Raw genomic sequence first — 21,828 nt, 5'->3', positions numbered from 1 at the left:
ATTGGTGAAGGCAGTTTGGACGCGACCAGCGCGCAGGAACCGGAGCGTACATGTAGTACGTGAGGATTATTCGCTACGCTCCCCCTCCGGGCCGCCCTGATGGGCGTTCAAAACTCTGTGAGTTTTGTCCGAGCACTGCCCGCGTTCAAAATGGCGAACAAAATAGCCCTGTTACTGCCAGCTCACCTCGCCCTTCGGCTCATACGTACTGGCATCCAGCGGTGAGTTTTTCTGCACGTACTCTTTCAGCACTTCCGCATCGATAAACCCGGTATTCACATAGCCTGGCTTGTTATCAATTCGCGGATAGCCATCGCCGCCGGTGGCGTTGAAGCTCAGCGTTGCCATGCGATAAGTTTTAGCCAGCTCAACCGGTTCGCCTTTGATTTTCAGATCGTTAAGTTTACCGTCTTTCGCCACGAAGCTGACGTTGGCAAACTGCGGATAAGCCCCGGAGTCCGGCTTCATTTGCGCCACGGCGGTCAGGTAGTCAATCACCTCTTTCCCGCTCATGTCGGCATACACCACAATATTGCCGAACGGCTGCACCTTCAGCACGCTCTTATAGGTAATATCGCCGCCTTCAATGGAATCACGAATACCGCCACCGCTCATCACGCCAAAGTCAGCGCTGGTCCGCGCCATTTGCGCAGCCAACAGCAGGTGCCCCATATTGGTCTGTACGAAACGAACTTTGCTACGATCACCTTCGAGGCGCGCATTGACGCTACCAATCTTCACGTCCAGTTGCGCTTTACCTTTATTCTGGAATGGCGTTAGCAGCGAGAGCATTTGCTGATTCTCAGCAATTTCCGGGGTGTAGAGTACGCGCTCACTTTTACCGTTATCCCAGGTCACTTTTTTCTTCAGGTTGACGGGGATGAGCTGGTAGTTCACCATTTTCATTTCGCCGTTACGAAACTCAAAATCCGCCCGGCCCACGTATTTCCCCCACTCATGCGCTTGGACAATCCAGATGCCATTTTGCTTATCTGGCGCACACGGCGTGCCCGGTACGTAATCAACCTGCTTCTTGTTTTCCGAGGCCATACACACCGGATCCTGTGAGTGACCACCCACAATCATTGCCAGCGAACCCGCCGGCAGGCTACGCGCCATCTCTACGTCCCCAGGGGCGTTCGAGCCGTGATTGCCGTTGTCATAATGCCCCATATGGGTGGTCGCAATAATGATGTCTGGCTTTTCACCCATATTGAGTTCCTGGATGACCAGTTTGGCTTCATCGGCAGGTTTACGGAATTCGATATCGGTGAAAAACTCCGGGTTACCAATTTTCGCCGTATCGTCAGTGGTTAAACCGAGTACGGCAATTTTTAAATCCTGACGCTTAAAGATGGCCCACGGCTTAAACAACCGCTCGCCGGTGCTTTTCTGATAGATATTGGCCGAGAGAAACGGGAATTTGGACCATTTTTCCTGCTGGCGCAGCACGGTTAGCGGGTTATCAAATTCGTGATTGCCAACCGCCATCGCGTCATAGCCAATCAGGTTCATGCCGCGAAAATCAGGTTCCGCATCCTGAAGATCGGATTCCGGTACGCCGGTGTTAATATCGCCGCCGGAAAGCAGCAGCAGGCTTCCCCCTTCTTCCGCCACCTCTTTACGAATACCGTCCACCAGCGTTTTTTGCGCCGCCAGCCCGTATTCCCCATATTCACTGCGCCAGAAGTGGCCGTGATGATCGTTGGTATGCAGAATGGTAATTTTGTAGGTTTTATCTTTTTCGTACGCCTGCGCAGGCTGACCTGCCAGCGCAAATGCGGCGAATAACGCCAGCGCCACGCCCCGCTTTAAAAACTTCATATTTCTCTCCCTGAGCCAAAATCAACGACTGAAATTACAATGATATGAAATAATAGTCGAAAATGTTTTCAGAAATGAGACTTCCTTCAAACACCTTCCGCAGGTATGTTAGGCAGGTAATAATAACAAAATAGATTACCCTCATAATCGCAACCCAAACAGAAGTGACTTTCTATGGCAATAAGTGAACCAACCCCGCCAGTGGCTGGCGCGTCAGCGTCGGTTGCTAAAGCACGCACCTCATTTGGCATTTTAGGGGCGATCAGTCTCTCTCATCTGCTAAACGATATGATCCAGTCGCTGATCCTGGCGATTTACCCGCTCTTGCAGTCAGAGTTCTCGCTGACGTTTATGCAGATCGGGATGATTACGCTAACCTTCCAGCTCGCCTCCTCGCTGCTTCAACCGGTTGTCGGCTACTGGACGGACAAATATCCAATGCCGTGGTCGCTGCCTATTGGTATGTGCTTCACGCTAAGCGGGCTCGTATTGCTGGCCATGGCAGGCAGTTTCCATATGGTATTACTCGCCGCGGCGCTGGTCGGTACGGGTTCATCGGTGTTTCACCCGGAGTCATCCCGCGTGGCGCGCATGGCTTCCGGCGGTCGTCATGGCCTCGCCCAGTCAATTTTCCAGGTTGGCGGCAACTTCGGTAGCTCTCTCGGACCCTTGCTGGCGGCTGTCATCATCGCGCCATATGGTAAAGGTAATGTAGCCTGGTTTGTGTTGGCCGCGTTATTAGCGATTGTGGTTCTGGCGCAAATCAGCCGTTGGTATGCCGCGCAGCATCGGATGAGCAAAGGAAAACCGAAAGTCACTATTGTTAATCCATTACCGCGTAATAAAGTGGTACTGGCGGTTAGCATTCTGCTGGTGCTGATTTTCTCCAAATACTTCTATATGGCGAGCATCAGCAGCTATTACACCTTTTATCTGATGCAAAAATTCGGATTATCGGTACAAAACGCCCAGTTTCATCTGTTTGCCTTCCTGTTTGCCGTTGCGGCCGGGACCGTAATTGGTGGACCGTTAGGTGATAAGATTGGCAGAAAATATGTTATTTGGGGCTCTATCCTCGGCGTAGCGCCATTTACCCTCGTTTTACCCTATGCAACGCTGGAATGGACCGGGATTTTAACCGTGATCATTGGTTTTATCCTCGCATCTGCCTTTTCTGCCATTCTGGTCTACGCGCAGGAGCTGCTTCCGGGTCGTATCGGCATGGTTTCTGGGCTATTTTTCGGGTTTGCCTTTGGCATGGGCGGCTTGGGAGCCGCGGTTTTAGGGCTGATTGCTGACCATACCAGTATTGATTTGGTCTATAAAATATGTGCTTTCCTGCCTCTTCTGGGGATACTGACCATATTCTTACCTGATAACCGACATAAAGCCTGATTTTCTGACGGCCAAAAGTAAACTTTGGCCGTCTTCACTTACAGAGACCATCAGCCTTTACTCCCCGCATACTCCTGTAGTTTTCCGATCCGTGCTTTTTTACGTCTAAAATCCCGTTTTCATCAAAATTCAATAATTATTCATAAACATAAACATTAAAATTGTCATAAACTATTACTCGGAATTTAGGTTTTCAGGATCAACACAGCAACCAAAGGAGACGGAATGCATCACGCCACCCCGCTTATCACCACCATTGTCGGCGGCCTTGTGCTCGCTTTTATATTAGGCATGATTGCCAATAAACTACGTATTTCTCCTCTGGTGGGATATCTGTTAGCGGGCGTTCTGGCCGGTCCATTTACACCTGGTTTTGTTGCTGATACCAAACTCGCGCCTGAACTGGCGGAGCTTGGCGTAATTCTGCTGATGTTCGGCGTGGGGCTACACTTTTCCTTGAAGGATTTGATGGCGGTAAAGTCCATCGCCATTCCCGGCGCGATTGCCCAGATAGCTGTGGCGACGCTACTGGGTATGGCGCTTTCAGCGGTGATGGGCTGGTCGCTAATGGTGGGTATCGTCTTTGGACTGTGTCTTTCAACCGCCAGTACCGTAGTGCTACTGCGTGCGCTTGAGGAACGGCAGCTTATTGACAGCCAGCGCGGGCAAATTGCTATAGGCTGGCTGATTGTTGAAGATCTGATGATGGTGCTGACGCTGGTTCTTCTGCCCGCCGTCGCCGGAATGCTGGAAAAAGAAGATGTCGGCTTTGCATCGCTGGCCGTCGATATGGGCATTACCATTGGTAAAGTGGTGGCGTTTATCGCCATTATGATGCTGGTTGGCCGTCGCCTGGTACCGTGGATCATGGCGCGTAGCGCCGCCACCGGTTCACGAGAGCTGTTTACTCTGTCAGTCCTTGCCCTGGCGTTAGGCATCGCGTTTGGCGCAGTGGAATTGTTCGATGTCTCCTTTGCTCTGGGCGCGTTCTTCGCTGGCATGGTGCTGAACGAATCCGAACTGAGCCACCGTGCGGCGCATGACACCCTGCCGTTGCGCGATGCGTTCGCCGTATTGTTCTTTGTATCCGTTGGGATGCTGTTTGATCCGTTAATCTTGATCCAGCAGCCGCTGGCGGTACTGGGCACGCTGGCGATTATCGTCTTTGGTAAATCCGTTGCCGCCTATTTCCTCGTGCGCCTGTTTGGCCACTCCCAACGTACAGCGCTCACCATTGCCACCAGCCTGGCGCAGATTGGTGAGTTTGCCTTCATCCTGGCGGGTCTGGGAATGGCGCTAAACCTGTTACCGCAGGCAGGGCAAAACCTGGTGCTGGCGGGAGCTATTCTGTCGATTATGCTCAATCCGGTACTGTTCGCGGTGTTAGAAAAATATCTCGCGAAAACCGAAACGCTGGAAGAGCAGACGCTGGAAGAAGCCATCGAAGAAGAGAAACAAATTCCGGTGGATATCTGCAATCACGCCCTGCTGGTAGGCTTTGGCCGCGTCGGGAGTCTGCTGGGCGAAAAATTGATGGCTGCCGGGATTCCGCTGGTGGTTATCGAAACCTCACGTACGCGGGTGGATGAACTGCGTGAGCGCGGGATCCGCGCGGTGCTGGGAAATGCCGCCAACGAAGAGATTATGAATCTGGCGCATCTGGATTGCGCGCGCTGGCTGCTGCTGACAATTCCAAACGGCTATGAAGCCGGTGAAATCGTCGCTTCCGCTCGCGAAAAGTGCCCGTCGATTGAGATTATCGCCCGCGCGCATTATGACGATGAAGTGGAATATATTACCGACCGCGGGGCCAATCAGGTCGTCATGGGCGAGCGTGAAATCGCCCGCACTATGCTGGAGCTGATTGAAACGCCACCTGCCGGCGACGTTGCTACTGCCAGTTAATATTACGTGCCGGATGGCGCTACACCATCCGGCCTACGTATTCCCACACCAGAGTAAGCCCGATAAGCGCAGCGCTATCGGGCAAGAACTCAGCGGTCCCAGTACGACTCTTCGAGACTGTCTTCACGCTCTGGCAAACCGCGCGTCAGGCGTGGTGAATGTTGATTCAGCACCTGATAACTTACGCGATTAGCATATTTACACACCTGGGCTAATGACGAATAGGTCAGCCAGGTGAACTTGTGCTTGCTGGAGTTAGGCACGTTGCTACGGTGGTAGCTGTTGGCGGTAATATCATGCAGCAATGCCGCCAGCGCGCCGTCGCCAGCGCCGTTGGTGTTCATGATCTTTTCAGGCCCGCCCATATACGGTGCGATGTGCGAATACACGCGCAGCGGATTAGTACAATCTTTATGGCGCATGGCGCGGCTGAATTCATACTGGTTGAATTCGGCAATAGCCCCTGGCAGCAGCGGATGCTGGGTTTTACGTTTGGCTTCTTCTTCCGTAAAGCCCGCCATATACAGACCTGCCGGACCCGCTGTGCACAGCACCAGATCCACCCAATCCAGCGCTTTGTCGGACGCCAGCAGCGGATCGTTCTCGCCGGTCAGCGCTTCGGCCTCTTCTTCATTCATCGCCAGAATGGAGACATGCTCTTTCAGGAATGCCTGCCACCACTGTGGGTTATCGGCAATAACAAATTTGGTACCCAGCGTCAGGACCACCGGCACATTGTGTTTTTTGGCATATTCAATCGCCTTCATGGTCGCTTCCGGCATCGGCTCGCCCGGTTCGCAACGCACCAGATAGGAGGTCAGCACCAGCGCGGAGGCCCCGGCAATAACCGCCTCAGGGATGCTATCCGCCCGCAGCTTATTCATATGTCCGGGGCTGATAGCGAACGTGCGCTCACCGGATTCGCCAATCAGCGTAAAGCAGCGACCAATCGGTCCATTAACGCCCTGCAGATAGTTCAGATCGGTACGGCTGGAGGTATTACATAAATAACGGTACGCGTAGCTACCAATCTCGATATTGCTGCACATCACGCCCAACAGCACCGAGCGGTCATCTGCCAGCACGGAGTAGTTGTGCATCGTGTTACCGATAGTTCCACCGGCAAACTGATGAGTGATCAAATTGTCACGTACCAGTTCCTGGTAGAGCGCTTCGGCGACATCGTCTGTAATCACCAGAGAGTGCCCGGCGCTTAATCCATAACGCTTTACAAAGTCATCATTAACTTTGGCTTCAATATCTACCAGCGTCTGGTCGATACCCACCACCCAGGCTGCGCTGGTTTCATTTTCAGGCTGAATCTGTTGCAGCAACGGATCGCGCGCGCTGACAGGAAAATAGTGTTTGGATTTACGTTTACCGGGAAATTTCATGGTCGATTTTACGGGTGATTAGCTGAGCGGTGCATGGTAGCACATTCCCCTGTACGCATGCGATGCGGCGCTGAGTTTCAATATCGGACGATGGGATCGCAGTTTATACGGGGGGAATTTCTACAATAAATCACCTTCACAAGGAGCGTTTATGAAGCCGGAAAATAAGATCCCCGTACTCGACGGAATTTCAGACGAAATGAAAACCGTGGTGAATTTTCATCGCGACGATCTGCCGCCCTGGCCCGCCGCCGATGACATCGTGGCCCAGCGCCAACACTATATCCACGAACGGCAATTGTGGAATGCCGATGCCCCGCAGATGAATACCCGAGAATGCGTCATTTCTACCGCGCGCGGCCCCGTTGCCACGCGAATTTATTCTCCGCAACCCCATAGCCAGGCCACGCTGTATTATCTGCACGGCGGCGGTTTCATTCTTGGTAATCTGGATACTCACGATCGCATTATGCGCTTACTGGCGCTTTACACGCAGTGCACGTTAATTGGCATCGACTATTCGCTCTCGCCGGAGGCTCGTTTCCCACAAGCCATCGAGGAGATTGTCGCCGTCTGTCAGTATTATCACCAACACGCGGGCGACTATTCTCTGAATGTGGATCATATTGGTTTTGCCGGTGATTCCGCTGGCGCGATGCTGGCGCTTGCCAGCGCGTTGTGGCTGCGGGACAAACAGATTGCCTGCGGCAAAGTCGCTGGCATATTGCTGTGGTATGGACTTTACGGCCTGCAGGATTCGCCCAGCCGACGGCTGATGGGCGGAGCGTGGGATGGTTTATCGCGGGAGGATCTGCAGATGTACGAAAACGCGTACCTGCGTAGCGCCGACGATCGCGAGTCACCGTATTATTGCTTATTCAATAACGACCTGACGCGCGACGTGCCACCGTGTTTTATCGCCGGCGCGGAGTTCGATCCGTTGATTGACGACAGCCGCTTATTATTTCAGACGCTACAGGCACATCAGCAGCCCTGCCAGTACAAAATGTACCCCGGCACGCTGCACGCCTTCCTGCACTACTCGCGGATGATGAAAACCGCCGACGATGCCTTGCGGGAGGGCGCGCGTTACTTCAAAGCACAACTTTAACGATAGGCTGCGGTCAGTTTAACCATCATTTCGATATGTTCCGGTGTGGCGTTCAGCGCCGGAATATACTCATATTGCTGGCCGCCAGCCTCGAGGAAAATCTCCCGGTTTTGCACCGCGATCTCTTCCAGCGTTTCAAGGCAATCTGCCGCAAAGCCCGGACACATAACCTGGATATGTCGGGTCCCTTTCTCCGCCAGCATTTTTAACGTTTCGTCGGTATACGGCGTCAGCCACGGTTCGCGACCAAAACGCGACTGGAAGGTCATCATCACTTTTTCCGGCGGCAGGCCAAGCGCAGAGACCAGCTCACGGGTCGTATCGCGACAGCGCTGCGGGTAGTCATCGCCTTCGTCGGCGTAACGTTGTGGAATCCCATGGTAGGAGAGCAGCAGTAAATCGGGTTCGCCGTGTTTGGCGAAGGAGTCACGGGCACTTTTTGCCAGCGCGTCAATATAAGCGCTGTCATCGGCGTAATCACGAATAAAGGAGACGCCGGGAATACCGCGTTTACGCGCCAGGATGCGCGCGAGTTCATCCCACACCGCCGCCACCGTCGAACAGGAATATTGCGGATACAGGGGTAACACGACAATGTGTTCAACGCCACTTGCCAGCAGTTCGTCGACTGCGCTTTCAAGCGAAGGCGAACCATAGCTCATGCCCAGCGCAACAGGCGTATTGGGCAGGCGTTGTGCCAGCGCCTGCTGTTGTGCCTTGCTGTAGACCATCAGCGGCGAACCCTCTTCCATCCAGATTGACTGGTATAGCTTTGCCACGCGTGGCGCACGCAGCGGCAGGATCACCCCACGCAGCAACGGCCACCACAGCAGGCGGGAAGTATCAACTACACGTTGATCGCTTAAAAACTGGCGCAGGTAGCGTTTAACAGCTTCAGGAGTGGGGGCATCGGGGGTGCCGAGGTTTGCCAGCAGGATACCGGTTTTCGTCTGACGCATTACCGCCTCTTATCGATTCAAATTGTTGATAATTGTAGCGGAAAAGTGATGAAGAAGAACTAATTGCTGCGAGAGGTAAGACATGAATTTGCCTGATGGCGCTGCGCTTATCTGGCCTACAAAAAAATCATAGGCCGGATAAGGTGTTTACACCGCCATCCGGCATTGACTGCGCTAAAACTTAACCGAGGATTTTTTCCAGCGCTGCGCGCACATCAGCAACAGCCTGAGTGCCATCAACTTTCGCGTATTTGGTGTTACCCGCCTGCGCTTCTTTAGAGTAGTAGCCGATCAGCGGCGCGGTCATCTGATGGTATTCCACCAGGCGCTTACGTACGGTCTCTTCCTGATCGTCTTTACGGGTGGTCAGCTCTTCGCCGGTTACATCGTCTTTACCTTCAACCTTAGGCGGGTTGAATTTGATGTGGTAAACGCGGCCAGAAGCAGCGTGTACGCGACGACCCACGATACGGTCAACGATCAGCTCGTCAGGTACGTCGAACTCCAGAACGTAGTCCACGTTGATACCTGCTTCTTTCATGGCGTCAGCCTGCGGAATAGTACGCGGGAAGCCATCGAGCAGGAAACCATTACGGCAGTCTTCCTGAGCAATACGCTCTTTTACCAGCGCGATCACCAGCTCATCAGTCACCAGCTTACCGGCGTCCATGATGTCTTTCGCTTGCTTGCCCAGCTCGGAGCCAGATTTCACGGCGGCACGCAGCATATCACCGGTGGAGATTTGCGGAATACCATACTTCTCCATGATGAACTGAGCCTGAGTTCCTTTACCCGCGCCCGGAGCGCCAAGCAGAATGATACGCATTACGAAAATCCCCTTAAAGGTTGTCGATATTTTTTAAAAAGCGCTAAACGATACCACCATCACGCAATTGGCTCAAGGAAGACGCCCGACGCTGAAACGGTTAATGGAGGGAAAATTGAAAATAAGGAGTGAAATTGCCGGATGGCGGTGTACACACCTTATCCGGCCTACGAGTAAAAGATATGGTAGGCCGGATACGCGTTGGCGCCATCCGGCATTAGATGATGGCTATCAGGATACCAGCAACTGGTTCATACGGCGGATGAACTGGTTCGGATCTTCCAGCGTGCCGCGTTCGGCGAACAGAGCCTGATCCAGCAGCAGTTCAACCCACTCTTTAAACTGCGTTTCGTCCTGGGTATCCGCCGTGCGTTTTACCAGCACGTGGTCCGGGTTAAGTTCAAAGATATATTTCACGTCCGGTACGGCCTGACCCGCAGCAGCGAACAGTTTCGCCATCTGGGTGCTCATTTCGTCCGCATCGGTGGTGACGATGGCCGGCGTGTCGGTCAGACGGTGGGTCAGACGCACGTCTTTGACGCGATCGCCCAGCAGCGTTTTCACGCGTTCAACGAACGGCGTCAGCGCTTTTTCCGCTTCTTTCGCGCTCTCGTCCACTTCATCCGCCAGCTTATCGATGGACTCGTCGGCTTTCGCAACGGACTGGAACGGCTTGCCGTCGAACTCGGTCAGGTAGTTCATCATCCACTCATCGATGCGGTCAGAAAGCAGCAGCACTTCAATGCCTTTCTTACGCAGCAGTTCCAGGTGCGGGCTGCTCTTCGCCGCCGCATAGCTGTCTGCAGTGATGTAGTAGATTTTCTCCTGCCCTTCTTTCATGCGGGAGATATAGTCTTCCAGCGACACGGTCTGTGCGGAGGAGTCTGTGTGCGTAGACGCGAAGCGCATCAGCTTAGCGATAGTTTCCTGATTAGCGTGGTCTTCCGCCGGACCTTCTTTCAGCACCAGGCCGAACTGTTTCCAGAAGGTCTGGTATTTTTCGGCATCATCTTTCGCCAGTTTTTCCAGCATCTGCAACACGCGTTTGGTCAGCGCGCTGCGCAGGTTACGGGTGACGGTGCTGTCCTGCAGGATCTCACGGGAAACGTTCAGCGGTAGATCGTTGGAATCTATCAGGCCGCGCACAAAGCGCAGGTAGTTCGGCATAAACTGCTCGGCGTCGTCCATGATGAACACACGCTGAACGTACAGTTTCAGACCATGCTTGTGATCGCGGTTCCACATATCCCACGGCGCCTGCGACGGAATGTACAGCAGGCTGGTGTACTCCTGCTTACCTTCCACACGGTTGTGGCTCCAGGTCAGCGGGTCAGTGAAGTCGTGGGCAATATGCTTGTAGAATTCGTTGTACTCGTCGTCTTTGATTTCCGACTTGTTACGCGTCCACAGCGCCTGCGCCTTGTTGATCTTTTCCCAGGAAACCACGGTCTCGCCGTCTTTCTCTTCGGATTTTTCGATCTCTACCGGCAGCGCGATATGGTCGGAATATTTGCTGATGATGGAACGTACGCGCCAGTCATCAAGGAACTCGTCTTCGCCTTCGCGCAGATGCAAAGTGATTTCGGTGCCGCGATCGTCTTTGGTGATGTCGGCAACGGTGTATTCACCTTCGCCCGCAGATTCCCAGAACACGCCGTTCTCAGGTTTGTCGCCCGCCGCGCGGGTACGTACGGTCACTTTATCGGCCACGATAAACGCCGAGTAGAAGCCAACCCCGAACTGACCGATCAACTGGCTGTCTTTCGCCTGATCGGAGCCCATGGATTCGAGGAAAGATTTGGTGCCGGATTTCGCAATGGTCCCCAGATGATCGATGACGTCATCACGGTTCATCCCCACGCCGTTATCAGCAATGGTCAACGTACGCTTATCTTTATCGAAGGAAACACGCACACGCAGTTCACCGTCCCCCTCGTACAGGTCCGGGTTAGACAGTGCGCGGAAACGCAGCTTGTCTGCCGCATCCGAGGCGTTAGAGATGAGCTCACGCAGGAAGATTTCTTTATTGGAATACAGAGAATGGATCATCAGGTGCAGAAGCTGTTTTACTTCTGACTGAAAACCACGAGTTTCTTGTCCTTTCATGTAGATCTACCTCAACAATGCCATTTTCAATGGTAAAAACACGTTGAGGGTGAAATGGGGACAAGCGCGAAGGATTTCAAGCGGAAGCCGCCGTCGCGGCCTCCGTTTGTTCAGAATTTAATCTTGTGACGCCCGGCCAGAGAGTGCGACAGCGTGGTGCCGTCGACCATTTCCAGCTCGCCGCCAACCGGTACGCCATGGGCGATACGGCTGGCTTCAACGCCATACTGCATGCAAAGCTCAGCAATATAGTTAGCGGTCGCCTCTCCTTCGACCGTGGGATTGGTCGCGAGGATCAGTTCGTTGATTTGCTCAGACGCCAGTCGCTGTTCAAGGCGATCCAGCCCGATATCATCAGGGCCAATACCGTCCAGCGGTGACAGGTGCCCCATCAGCACGAAGTAACGTCCAGAAAATTGGCCGGTTTGCTCAATGGCATAGATGTCCGCCGGACTCTCCACCACACAGATCTGACCGTTTTCCTGGCGACGCGGGTTCGAACAGATATTACAGACATCCTGCTCTGTGAAGGTGCGGCAATCGGCACAGTGGCCGATTTCCGACATCGCCTTCGTTAACGCCTGCGCCAGACGCATCCCGCCGCTGCGATCGCGCTGAAGTAGCGTGAACGCCATGCGCTGCGCAGACTTCGGGCCAACGCCCGGCAGACAGCGCAGTGCTTCCATAAGCTGAGTTAACAGCGGGCTGGTTTGCATCAGAACGGCATCTTAAAGCCAGGCGGCAGCTGCATTCCGGAAGAAACAGAAGCCATCTTCTCTTTCTGCGTCTCTTCAATGCGACGCGCCGCGTCGTTGAATGCCGCAGCGACCAGGTCTTCCAGCATCTCTTTGTCGTCTTCCAGCAGGCTTGGATCGATCTCCACACGACGGCAGTTGTGCGCGCCGTTGATGGTCACTTTTACCAGACCCGCGCCAGATTCGCCGGTGACTTCCAGCTTGGCGACTTCTTCCTGCATCTGCTGCATTTTTTCCTGCATCTGCTGGGCCTGTTTCATCAGGTTACCCAGACCGCCTTTACCAAACATAGGCTTCTCTCTCAATCACGTTAAGGGATGACGACCGTCCAACCATCAGGCTGACGATCAAATGGGGCGAATACTCTCTTCGTCCAGGTCTGCATCGAAAAAACGACGCAGCGTCTGAATGTTATTATCCGCAATAATCGACTCTCGCGCCTGCGCGAGTTTCTCTTCATAAATGGCCTGACGCCACTCCAGCGGCGTGCGCACCGCAGGATTATCATCTTCAACGATGGTCAATTCAACCGTTGACCCCGTTAAGGTACTCAATGCTTCGGCCAGTTTTTGCTGCGCGCCGCTGGAATTAAGATGCCGTTGCGAGGAACGCAGGTGCAGGCAAACCACGTTGCCATTCTCTTCTTTCCAGGCATTAAGCGCCACCTGCTCCACCAGTTTTGGCAGCGAAAGCTGGCTCACCTGAGCAGCCCAGGGGTCGCGCTCAATGGCTTCTGCCGCCAGCTTTGCCGCCAGTTCCGGCGTTTTTTCATGCTCAAGCGCTTTTTTCAACGCTTTCGGCGTGGCAATGGCTTCTTTAACTTCGGCTACGGGATTGGTCGTTTTCCAGCGATACGCTTCCTTCTTCGCCGGCGCTTTTTCCAGCGCAGAGACGGCCGGACGCGCCTGAACACGCTCCGACACCGAGGCCAGTCTTTCCAGCGCAGCATTATTCACCGGCCGCGCGCGGGAAGCGGCTGCCGGTTCACTCTTTTTTGGTTTGGTTGCTCCCTGAGCGCGTTGCAGTTGGCTGCGCGCCGCCAGCACCTGGCTGGTGGCCTCGGAGAGCGGCACATTCTGTTGCTGTTGCGCTGGCGCAGGCTGCTGAGGTACTTGCGTCGGGGTCATCACCGCAGTCGGCGCGACGGGGGCAAACGACTGGCGCGGGACTTCAGGCTCCGGCAGTGGCATGCGCGGATGAAAAGCCAGCGCACGCAGTAGCGTCATTTCGACGCCCATTCGCCTGTCCGGCGCATACGGCAGTTCTTTGCGCCCGATTAACAGGGTTTGGTAGTAAAGCTGTATGTCAGTTGGCGGAACGATTCGCGCCAGTTCGCGCATACGCTGTTCAATGGCGGCCATATCGCTGCCGAGCGCGGCGGGCGAAAGCTGTACCATAGCAATGCGATGCAGCAAAGCCGACATCTCAACCAGCAGCGCTTCCCATTCAATACCCCGCGCGGCGGCGTCGTTCACCAACGTCATAACGCGTTCGCCGTCAGCCGCGACAACCGCTTCAACAAGCGAGAGCGCCTGGTCATCGTCCAATGTGCCGAGCATGGTGCTCACCGCGTCGGTCGACACCTGACCATCGCCGCTGGCGATCGCTTGATCGGTAAGACTCAGCGCATCGCGCAGGCTGCCGTCCGCGGCGCGAGCCAGCAGTTGCAACGCGCGTGGCTCATGGGCGATATGCTCTTGTTTGAGGATATGCTCAAGCTGATGGCGAATCTGTTCAACATCCAGCGCTTTAAGATGGAATTGCAGACAGCGCGACAGGATAGTCACCGGTAACTTCTGCGGATCGGTGGTCGCCAGCAGGAATTTAACGTGTGCAGGCGGCTCTTCGAGCGTTTTCAGCAAGGCGTTAAAGCTGTGGCGCGATAACATGTGCACTTCGTCGATCAAATAGACCTTAAAGCGACCGCGCGCAGGCGCGTACTGGACGTTATCCAGCAGGTCGCGGGTGTCTTCGACTTTGGTGCGTGAGGCGGCGTCGATTTCAATCAGATCGACAAAACGCCCCTGCTCGATTTCACGGCAGTTATCGCACACGCCGCACGGCGTGGCGGTAATACCGGTTTCACAGTTTAGTCCCTTCGCCAGCAAACGGGCGATAGAGGTTTTCCCGACGCCACGGGTGCCGGAAAACAGATATGCATGATGAATACGCCCTAACGACAAGCCGTTCGCCAGTGCCGTCAGCACATGTTCCTGGCCGACGACGTCAGCAAAGGTTTGTGGGCGCCATTTTCGGGCTAAGACCTGATAACTCATTGGCAGGCTCTGAAAGGCTGGAGGGTGGATTCACAGGAGGATAATGCTAACACAACCTCGCAGCGACGGCGAGGTTGTGTGTCTCGGTATCTCTTCAGCCGAGATGAGATAGCCGACTTAGTGGCCCGGGAACGGAACCAGGCTATAACAGGTCAGCCCCTGTTTTTCCAGGCGCTGTTCGCCGCCCAGGTCAAACAGGTTAATGATAAAAGCAGCATCGGTCACTTCGCCACCCAGACGGCGGATCAGTTTCACGGTGGCTTCAATCGTGCCGCCGGTTGCCAGCAGGTCGTCCACAACCAGTACCTTATCGCCCGGTTTGATGGCATCAACGTGGATTTCCAGCTGATCGGTGCCGTATTCCAGCTCATAGCTCTCGGCAATCACTTCACGCGGAAGCTTGCGGGGTTTACGTACCGGAACAAAGCCGACGCCCAGACCCAATGCTACCGGCGCGCCAAACAGGAAGCCACGCGCTTCGGTGCCAACCACTTTAGTGATACCCGCATTTTTGTAGCGTTCAACCAGCAATTCAATGCTGAGGGCGTAGGCTTTCGGGTCTTCCAGTAAGCTGGTGACATCGCGAAAAAGAATGCCCGGTTTCGGGTAGTCGTGGATGCTTTTGATGCTATTTTTGAGAAACTCAAGCTGCTGTGCAGTCGCGGTCATAAGTTTGTGCCTGATTAATTCGGTATTACTTCACGGCGCACTATACACTTCATCCTCGACGTGTCTTGAATGATTTTGTGTCTATATTAAGGGCCAGGGTTACATTTGCTTAACCTTTGACCACCTGCGCCTGTGCTCGAAAACGGTCGAATTTACTGGCTGTGAGCGACAATTGCAACAGCGATTATTGCGCTTTATTGCTTTTGTTGTTTTTCATCAATCACCGGGATCCGCCACATAAAAATCAGTAAACAGGCGAGAATAACCAGCAGCAGGCCGCGTACCCACATCATATTGACCAGCCACAGTGAAATACCAAACGTAATCAATATCAGCAAAATAGCGCGCGGCTTTGCGCCCGGCGGCATCGCGCGGTGTTTTTGCCAATGGCGCAGATACCCGCCGAACCACGAACGATACAGCAGCCAATCGTGAAAACGCGGCGATGAGCGGGCAAAACACCAGGCAGCCAACAGGATAAATGGCGTCGTGGGCAATAGCGGCAATACCACGCCCAGCGTTCCTAATACTACCGCTAGCCAGCCAATGATGATTAGAATAATGCGTTGCATAATATGAGTACTTAACACAGAGAATCGCTACTTTAGCATAACAGTTCTCATTTTCATCGGAGTGTTGTCGTGAAAACCGTCATGCTGCTACAGACGCTCGAAAACCAGCTTAACCGCCTGCGCCAGCGTTGTGCCCCGTTGGCGCATCATACAACGCTTAGCGCCCGCTTTGACAGGCATCTGTTTCACACTCGCAGCACGTTGCTGCAGGCGTGTCTGGATGAAGCAGAAGATAATCTCACGGCCCTACGCCGCGCGGTGGATCAGCAACAACTCCCCCAAATTAGCTGGCTTGCGGAACACCTTGCTTCACAGTTAGAGGCGATTTCACGCGAAACAGCCAGTTGGTCGCTCAGAGAGTGGGACTGCGCCTCTCCCGGCCTGGCGCGTTGGCAGCGCAAGCGGGTTCAACACCAGGAATTTGAACGCCGGCTGGTTGAAATGACGCGTGAACGCAAGGAGCGCCTGTCCCAGGCTACTGGTTTTGAAGAACAACAGAAATTGCATCGTGAAGTAGAAGCGTTCGAGGCGCGACTGACGCGCTGTCGCCATGCGCTGGCAAGAATAGAAGCTGTGCTGGCGCGTTTAACCCGTTAATACCCGGAGAATTTATGTCATTAGAGAACGCCCCGGACGAGGTCAAACTGGCCGTCGATTTGATTGTTTTACTTGAAGAAAATCAGCTTCCAGCACGCACAGTGCTACGCGCGCTGGAGATCGTTATGCGCGATTATGAAAATAAGCTTAAAAGTGCGGAAGGCGCCTCGCAAACTGATTGATTGCCCTCTGGTCTGCCATTGGCTTCGGTGTCAGAGTCGTCGCAACATCACGACGATAACGGACAGATCATGGAACGGCTCCCCACCACGCCGCACGATGCGGTCTTTCGGCAAATGCTGACGCAAAAAGAGGTCGCCCGAGATTTTTTGCAGATCCATCTGCCTCGAGCGTTTCTCAATATATGCGATATGGAAACATTAACGCTGGAATCAGGCAGCTTTATTGAGGACGATTTACGCACCTGCTATTCAGATATCCTCTACTCCCTGCAAACAACACATGGACCCGGCTACGTTTATGCGCTGATTGAGCATCAGAGTAAACCCGAAAAATTAATGGCCTTTCGCCTGATGCGCTACGCTGTTGCTGCTATGCAGCATCACCTTAACGCCGGGCATAAAACCTTACCTCTGGTGGTACCTGTACTGTTTTATCATGGTACAGAAAGCCCGTGGCCCTATACTCTCAACTGGCATCAGTTGTTTAGCGAGCCACAGCTTGCGAAAGCGCTTTATGGCAATGAATTTGCGCTGGTAGACCTGACCATTATGCCAGATAATCAGATCATGCAGCATCAACGGGTAGCGATGCTGGAACTCCTGCAAAAACATATTCGGCAACGCGATCTGAGCGAGTTATTGGATCAACTCATTACGCTCTTAACGCAGGATCGCCTGACAGAATATCAGCTCGACGTTTTGATTAATTACATGCTGAAAGCAGGAAATACCACGGAACCCGGCGTACTTGTCCGCCAACTGGCGCAGAGTGCGCCACAGTACAAGGAACAGCTGATGACAATTGCTGAATGGTTAGAAGAAAAAGGTAGAGCGGAAGGCATGCAGCAAGGGCTGGAAAAAGGTCGGCAGGCAGAAGCCCGTGATATCGCACAAAAAATGCTCGCCCGCGGCCTGGAACCGGATCTGATTACACACCTTACAGGCCTGACGCAGGAAGAACTGACAGCGCTGACTCACTAAATACAATCAGGGCGGCAAACTGGCCACCCTGATTGCAACTTAACCTACCGAAGGCGTCGGATCATCACCTTTGATGATGTCACGCTTAACTTCGGTCACGGTGTCCCCTTTCGCATTATGCAGGTGCACTTCGAGCTGGTTAAAGGCGATATCAATGTCATTTTCACGACACAAACGATCGACCGCACGGTTAAGTTCGTCAACCGTATGGCTACGATCGCGCAGTTCACGCACGTATAAACGCAGCTCATGATCCAAGGTGCTGGCGCCGAAGGCGGTAAAGAACACCGCTGGTTCCGGATCGTGCATCACTTTCGGGTGTTCCATCGCCGCCTGCAACAGCACTTTCTTCACTTTCTCCAGATCCGAACCGTAGGCCACGCCAATGCGGATCACCAGACGCGTAGTGGTATCGGAAAGCGACCAGTTGATCAAACGCTCCGTCACAAAGGCTTTGTTCGGGATGATCACCTCTTTGCGATCAAAGTCGGTAATAGTGGTGGCACGAATACGGATCTTGCTGACCGTTCCCGAGAATGTTCCGATAGTCACGGTATCGCCGATGCGTACCGGGCGCTCAAACAGAATAATCAGACCGGAAACAAAGTTACCGAAAATCTCCTGTAAACCAAAACCAAGACCAACCGACAAGGCTGCGGCCAGCCACTGTAGTTTATCCCACGAGACGCCGAGCGAACCGAAGACCGTCATCGCACCGATGGCGATGATCGCATAGTTAAGAATGGTGGTGATCGCATACGACGCTCCCTGGCGCATCTTCAGTCGCGAGAGCACCAGCACTTCCAATAGTCCGGGTAAGTTGCGGATCAGCGCCCATGCGACCATTGACGCAATAATCGCAAACAGCAGGCTGCCCATGGTGACGCTTTTCACCACTGCGGCCCCCGCTTCTGTAGCGTTATAATGCCAGAGCGTAATGCTGTCGAGGTAACTGAACACGGTGATCAGATCGGACCAAATTGCCCAGAACAGAACACCAAACAAGGCAACCATCACCAGCATGGTGATACGTAAGGTTTGCTGGTTAACCTGCTCCAGCGCAATGGTCGGTTCTTCTTGCGGTTCTGCGCCTTCAGCCCCTTCTTTCACCAGGTTCTGACGACGCGCTAACGCACGACGCCAGGCGATACGCCGCGCCGCCACGCTCAACCCGCGGAGCACCGTCTGATACAACAGGTTCCAGACAATAACCAGATAAACCGTTTCAATCCAGCGGCCCGACAAGCGCAGCGTGGTGTAGAAATACCCTGTCGCCGTCAGCACCATCAATGCAATCGGGATAATAGACAACACGGTAATGGTGACCAGACGCAGACCATGCGACTCTTTGTCACGCCAGCTTTCACGGCACATTGGCCATACCAGGAAGGCGATCAGCAACAGGTTGAGGAAAATAACGGACTGACCAAGCACATCATCCATCAGATTGAGCGGCGACAGTTCAGCAACAACTGACCAGAAGTTAAGCGGTAACAACGCCAGGCTAATACGCACAATCTGGCGACGCCAGTGGCTGGTTTGCTTTGCAGGCATGCCAAAATGGCGTATCGCCACACCATCTTTTTCCAGCACCTTCCAGCACAGACCAAATACCAGCCAGAAGACAGTCATCTTCTTACTGAACGCCCACAGCAGGTCGCTGATATTCAGCTGCATGGTAAGCAGAATCAGCCCCACGGCGAGGATAATCAGACACGCTGGCAGCGCTCTGATGAGATCGATCAGTATCGCTTTTGGCGTATTGAGCTGACTGTCATTACGCAGGTTGCCTACCGCGGCGGCTAATTTCGCCTGATATTCTTTCAGCCATTTCAAACGCCAGCGGATTAACCCGGCAATGAGCAGCAGCGGCAACCCTGCCAGGAAGGCAATAAATACCGCCGGCCAGGCTTTTTCCCAGTTCACGGTGATTTTCATCGACTTAAACTGGTCTTTAAGCGTTTGCGGGAAGGCTTTGATCCAGTCCCAGTCCATTGGACGGTTACTGTTAACCCAAAAAATTTGCTGGGTGAGGATCCCTTTCAGGTTTTTCGACACGCTCATCAACTGCTGCTGGTTGATTTGCAAGTTAATCGCCATCATCAACTGGTTGCCCAGTTGCTTATTCAGCTGATCCAACAGCTCCCGGCGCATATCCACGACCTGCAGCAGGGCATCATGGACTTCACCGTTGACTTCGTTGCTGTGCCCTTCTTCCAGTTTGGCGACAAACGCATCATTCTGGAACAGGGCGTCACGCTGCTGGTTGACCTCAAATTGTTCCAGACGCAAATCGGCAATCCGGTTGGTCATATCAGCAAGCTCATCTGCCGACGGCAGCGTTTGTTGCTGCTGGTACAGAATACGTGACAACAACAGACTGCCTTTCAGGACGGCGATCTGTTCTTTAATATTGCGTTCGGATTGCAGCGCGCGATCGAGCCAGTTTTTAACCTTAATATTTTGCTGCATCAGGTTATTGCCGTTTTCGGTCGCGGCGATCAGACGCTGGCTAAGCTGATGGTTGACGTCCAGTTCCTGCTTCACTAACGGATTAGACTGAATACGTTCAGCTTCGTCAGGCGATACCGCTTCCTGCGCCGTCTTTTCGGTTAACGTCAGCCGTTTGCTGTTTACAGCCTCTTGCAGGAGCTGGAGCTGATGCTCAAGACGATTGCTGTTTGCCGTCACGTAATCGCGTTGTTTTTGCAAGGTGTCCTGCAAAATCGTATTGCCTTCAAGGCTTTTACGCTGTTGGTCGATCTGCGCGTTCAGTAGCGCCTGCTGCGCCTGCAGTAGCACCTGCTGGCTGGGGCGCAACGCCGCCTCCCCCACATTATTACCATCAAGCCGATTGCGGATTTGCTGCATTTGCTGCGACGCGGTGTACATCGCATTTTGCACGCGCTCTGGCTGAGTCTGCAGCGATACCAGTTGGCTGTTATAAGCGGCCAAATCATTTTGCGCGCTTTGCAGGTCATCCAATACCTGCGCCACGCGCGACTCCAGTTGACGTAAGGAGAGCGTACTCAGCGTTTTTCGCGTTTCATCGTCATTATCAACATCACTGAGCGAATTTAGCGCATCTGTCGCCTGACGCATTTTCTCCGGTGCCTCGGCAACTTTCTGCCGAAGCTGTACGGTCTCATCTTTCACGCGATCGATTTTATCCAGCGTGGCGATGGTATCGGTCAGATCCTGCTGAACCAGCTTATCCTGCGCGGAGAGATCTTTTTGTTTATTCAGCGCGTCCAGTTGGCTCTGAATATCCGCTTTCGTCGGCAGATCCCCACTCTGTTGCGCCCGTGCAAATGCTGACGACTGGCAAGAAAGCAATAGAATGAAGAAAAGAAAGGTAATAGCAATAAGATGCTGTGAACGTTTATAGAGCTGCAACATAGTCATGAGAATGAACGTTTCTGAACCGGAAAAGTGACCGGAAATAGTCAAGCGGCAAGAATATCACGGCTGTGAGCGGCAGAATAGCAGCAGGCAAAACGACCAGGATAATTCCTGGTTCAGACCGCAAAAGTTAGCAGGATTTCGCCACGTTAACCCGCAGGCTTGGGCAGAGAAGACACATCTCCAGCAGTACTGCGACGTATTCACGCGCGTCTTTTTTCAGATCAAAAGATTCAGGGGCAAATAACCAGTTCTCTATAATTCCCGTAACATAGCTACGCAACAGCACCGCCACGCGACGCGTGTTCAGATTTTCCGGCAGCATGTTGGCATTCATGCACTGCCGCAATGTTTGTTCGATACGGTCGTAATTTTCAATACACAGACTGCGTTGAGCCAACTGAACAGAGGCCATTTCCCCGACAAATTCGCATTTGTGGAATATAATTTCCAACAACAAACGTCGACGTTCTTCTGTCACGGTAGCTTCAAGAACGTAAATTAAAATTTCTCTTAATACTGATAGTGGATCGTCGGGGAATTTTGCTTGATACTCAGTCTCTAACTCATCAATGTTAGGTTTTGCTAGCTCCCAAATTTCACTGAATAAATCCGATTTGTTTTTGAAATGCCAATAGATTGCGCCGCGCGTGACACCAGCGGCTTTTGCGATCTCCGCAAGCGAGGTGGATGATACCCCTTGTTGCGAAAACAAACGCAGAGCAACATCGAGAATGTGCTGTCGTGTTTCCTGTGCTTGTTGTTTGGTTTTTCGTGCCATAGGTCAGTGAATTTACAGGCGTTAGATTTACATACATTTGTGAATGTATGTACCATAGCACGACGATAATATAAACGCAGCAATGGGTTTATG

Annotated in this window: 18 protein-coding genes and 1 other annotated feature; of the genes, 6 read left to right on the top strand and 12 right to left on the bottom strand. The window is 53.3% G+C overall.

The window, feature by feature from the left end; genetic code table 11:
- Positions 1-171: 171 nt before the first annotated feature.
- A complete protein-coding gene (ushA, locus tag OOJ59_RS01555) occupies positions 172-1,824 on the bottom strand; it encodes a bifunctional UDP-sugar hydrolase/5'-nucleotidase UshA (RefSeq protein WP_160955632.1) in 1,653 nt (550 codons plus the stop codon).
- A 174-nt stretch (positions 1,825-1,998) separates the two neighbouring features.
- Here ushA and fsr point away from each other — a divergent pair, with 174 nt between their 5' ends.
- Together fsr and ybaL are read left to right on the top strand one after the other, a co-directional pair.
- The gene (fsr, locus tag OOJ59_RS01550; RefSeq protein WP_042310030.1) at positions 1,999-3,219 is read left to right on the top strand and encodes a fosmidomycin MFS transporter; all 1,221 of its coding nucleotides are present in this window, start codon (positions 1,999-2,001) and stop codon (positions 3,217-3,219) included.
- 225 nt (positions 3,220-3,444) lie between these two features.
- On the top strand, positions 3,445-5,124 hold the full coding sequence (gene ybaL / locus OOJ59_RS01545; protein WP_042310032.1) for a YbaL family putative K(+) efflux transporter: 1,680 nt from the start codon (positions 3,445-3,447) through the stop codon (positions 5,122-5,124).
- 89 nt (positions 5,125-5,213) lie between these two features.
- Here ybaL and gsk read toward each other — a convergent pair whose 3' ends face one another.
- Entirely contained in the window at positions 5,214-6,518 is a 1,305-nt protein-coding gene (gene gsk, locus OOJ59_RS01540) for an inosine/guanosine kinase (RefSeq protein WP_038638375.1), read from the bottom strand.
- 151 nt (positions 6,519-6,669) lie between these two features.
- Between gsk and aes the strand changes: the two genes are divergently transcribed.
- Entirely contained in the window at positions 6,670-7,629 is a 960-nt protein-coding gene (aes, locus tag OOJ59_RS01535) for an acetyl esterase (protein ID WP_085047618.1), read from the top strand.
- Here aes and hemH read toward each other — a convergent pair.
- From hemH to OOJ59_RS01495, 8 genes are all read right to left on the bottom strand, one after another.
- On the bottom strand, positions 7,626-8,588 hold the full coding sequence (gene hemH / locus OOJ59_RS01530) for a ferrochelatase (RefSeq protein ID WP_038638369.1): 963 nt from the start codon (positions 8,586-8,588) through the stop codon (positions 7,626-7,628). The two genes, aes and hemH, sit on opposite strands and share 4 nt — an antisense overlap.
- Before the next feature lie 181 nt (positions 8,589-8,769).
- Positions 8,770-9,414: an adenylate kinase gene (gene adk, locus OOJ59_RS01525; RefSeq protein WP_003021773.1), complete on the bottom strand. Its 645-nt coding sequence runs from the start codon at positions 9,412-9,414 to the stop codon at positions 8,770-8,772.
- A 231-nt stretch (positions 9,415-9,645) separates the two neighbouring features.
- On the bottom strand, positions 9,646-11,520 hold the full coding sequence (gene htpG, locus OOJ59_RS01520; RefSeq protein WP_110498625.1) for a molecular chaperone HtpG: 1,875 nt from the start codon (positions 11,518-11,520) through the stop codon (positions 9,646-9,648).
- Positions 11,521-11,630: 110 nt separating this feature from the next.
- Positions 11,631-12,236 carry a recombination mediator RecR gene (gene recR, locus OOJ59_RS01515; protein ID WP_003021767.1) on the bottom strand — a complete coding sequence of 202 codons (606 nt, stop codon included), beginning with the start codon at positions 12,234-12,236 and terminating at the stop codon, positions 11,631-11,633.
- The gene (locus OOJ59_RS01510) at positions 12,236-12,565 is read right to left on the bottom strand and encodes a YbaB/EbfC family nucleoid-associated protein (RefSeq protein ID WP_003021764.1); all 330 of its coding nucleotides are present in this window, start codon (positions 12,563-12,565) and stop codon (positions 12,236-12,238) included. The genes recR and OOJ59_RS01510 overlap by 1 nt, the downstream gene beginning before the upstream one ends.
- A 57-nt stretch (positions 12,566-12,622) precedes the next feature.
- Positions 12,623-14,551, bottom strand: a complete 1,929-nt coding sequence (gene dnaX, locus OOJ59_RS01505) for a DNA polymerase III subunit gamma/tau (RefSeq protein WP_085047621.1) — start codon at positions 14,549-14,551, stop codon at positions 12,623-12,625.
- Positions 13,226-13,290, bottom strand: a sequence feature (DnaX frameshifting element). Its footprint overlaps the gene before it by 65 nt.
- A 117-nt stretch (positions 14,552-14,668) precedes the next feature.
- On the bottom strand, positions 14,669-15,220 hold the full coding sequence (apt, locus tag OOJ59_RS01500; protein ID WP_006685676.1) for an adenine phosphoribosyltransferase: 552 nt from the start codon (positions 15,218-15,220) through the stop codon (positions 14,669-14,671).
- A gap of 194 nt (positions 15,221-15,414) precedes the next feature.
- On the bottom strand, positions 15,415-15,792 hold the full coding sequence (locus tag OOJ59_RS01495; protein WP_038638360.1) for a DUF454 family protein: 378 nt from the start codon (positions 15,790-15,792) through the stop codon (positions 15,415-15,417).
- A gap of 69 nt (positions 15,793-15,861) precedes the next feature.
- Here OOJ59_RS01495 and priC point away from each other — a divergent pair, with 69 nt between their 5' ends.
- The 3 genes from priC to OOJ59_RS01480 all read left to right on the top strand — a co-directional run bounded on the left by priC (position 15,862) and on the right by OOJ59_RS01480 (position 17,552).
- A complete protein-coding gene (gene priC, locus OOJ59_RS01490) occupies positions 15,862-16,389 on the top strand; it encodes a primosomal replication protein N'' (protein WP_087857063.1) in 528 nt (175 codons plus the stop codon).
- A gap of 14 nt (positions 16,390-16,403) precedes the next feature.
- Positions 16,404-16,571, top strand: coding sequence for a pleiotropic regulatory protein RsmS (rsmS, locus tag OOJ59_RS01485; protein WP_006685679.1), 168 nt, complete (start codon positions 16,404-16,406; stop codon positions 16,569-16,571).
- Between the two features lie 69 nt (positions 16,572-16,640).
- Positions 16,641-17,552: an Rpn family recombination-promoting nuclease/putative transposase gene (locus OOJ59_RS01480; RefSeq protein WP_137351072.1), complete on the top strand. Its 912-nt coding sequence runs from the start codon at positions 16,641-16,643 to the stop codon at positions 17,550-17,552.
- A 39-nt stretch (positions 17,553-17,591) separates the two neighbouring features.
- Here the strand turns inward: OOJ59_RS01480 and mscK are convergent, their stop codons facing one another.
- Both mscK and acrR read right to left on the bottom strand, forming a co-directional pair.
- The gene (mscK, locus tag OOJ59_RS01475) at positions 17,592-20,957 is read right to left on the bottom strand and encodes a mechanosensitive channel MscK (protein WP_069323970.1); all 3,366 of its coding nucleotides are present in this window, start codon (positions 20,955-20,957) and stop codon (positions 17,592-17,594) included.
- Between the two features lie 127 nt (positions 20,958-21,084).
- Positions 21,085-21,735: a multidrug efflux transporter transcriptional repressor AcrR gene (gene acrR / locus OOJ59_RS01470; RefSeq protein WP_069323969.1), complete on the bottom strand. Its 651-nt coding sequence runs from the start codon at positions 21,733-21,735 to the stop codon at positions 21,085-21,087.
- Positions 21,736-21,828: the final 93 nt, after the last annotated feature.

This window comes from Citrobacter sp. W9, assembly GCF_026719375.1.
Classification (GTDB): Bacteria; Pseudomonadota; Gammaproteobacteria; order Enterobacterales; family Enterobacteriaceae; genus Citrobacter; species Citrobacter werkmanii.
This window is presented reverse-complemented; position numbering and strand designations above follow the sequence as displayed.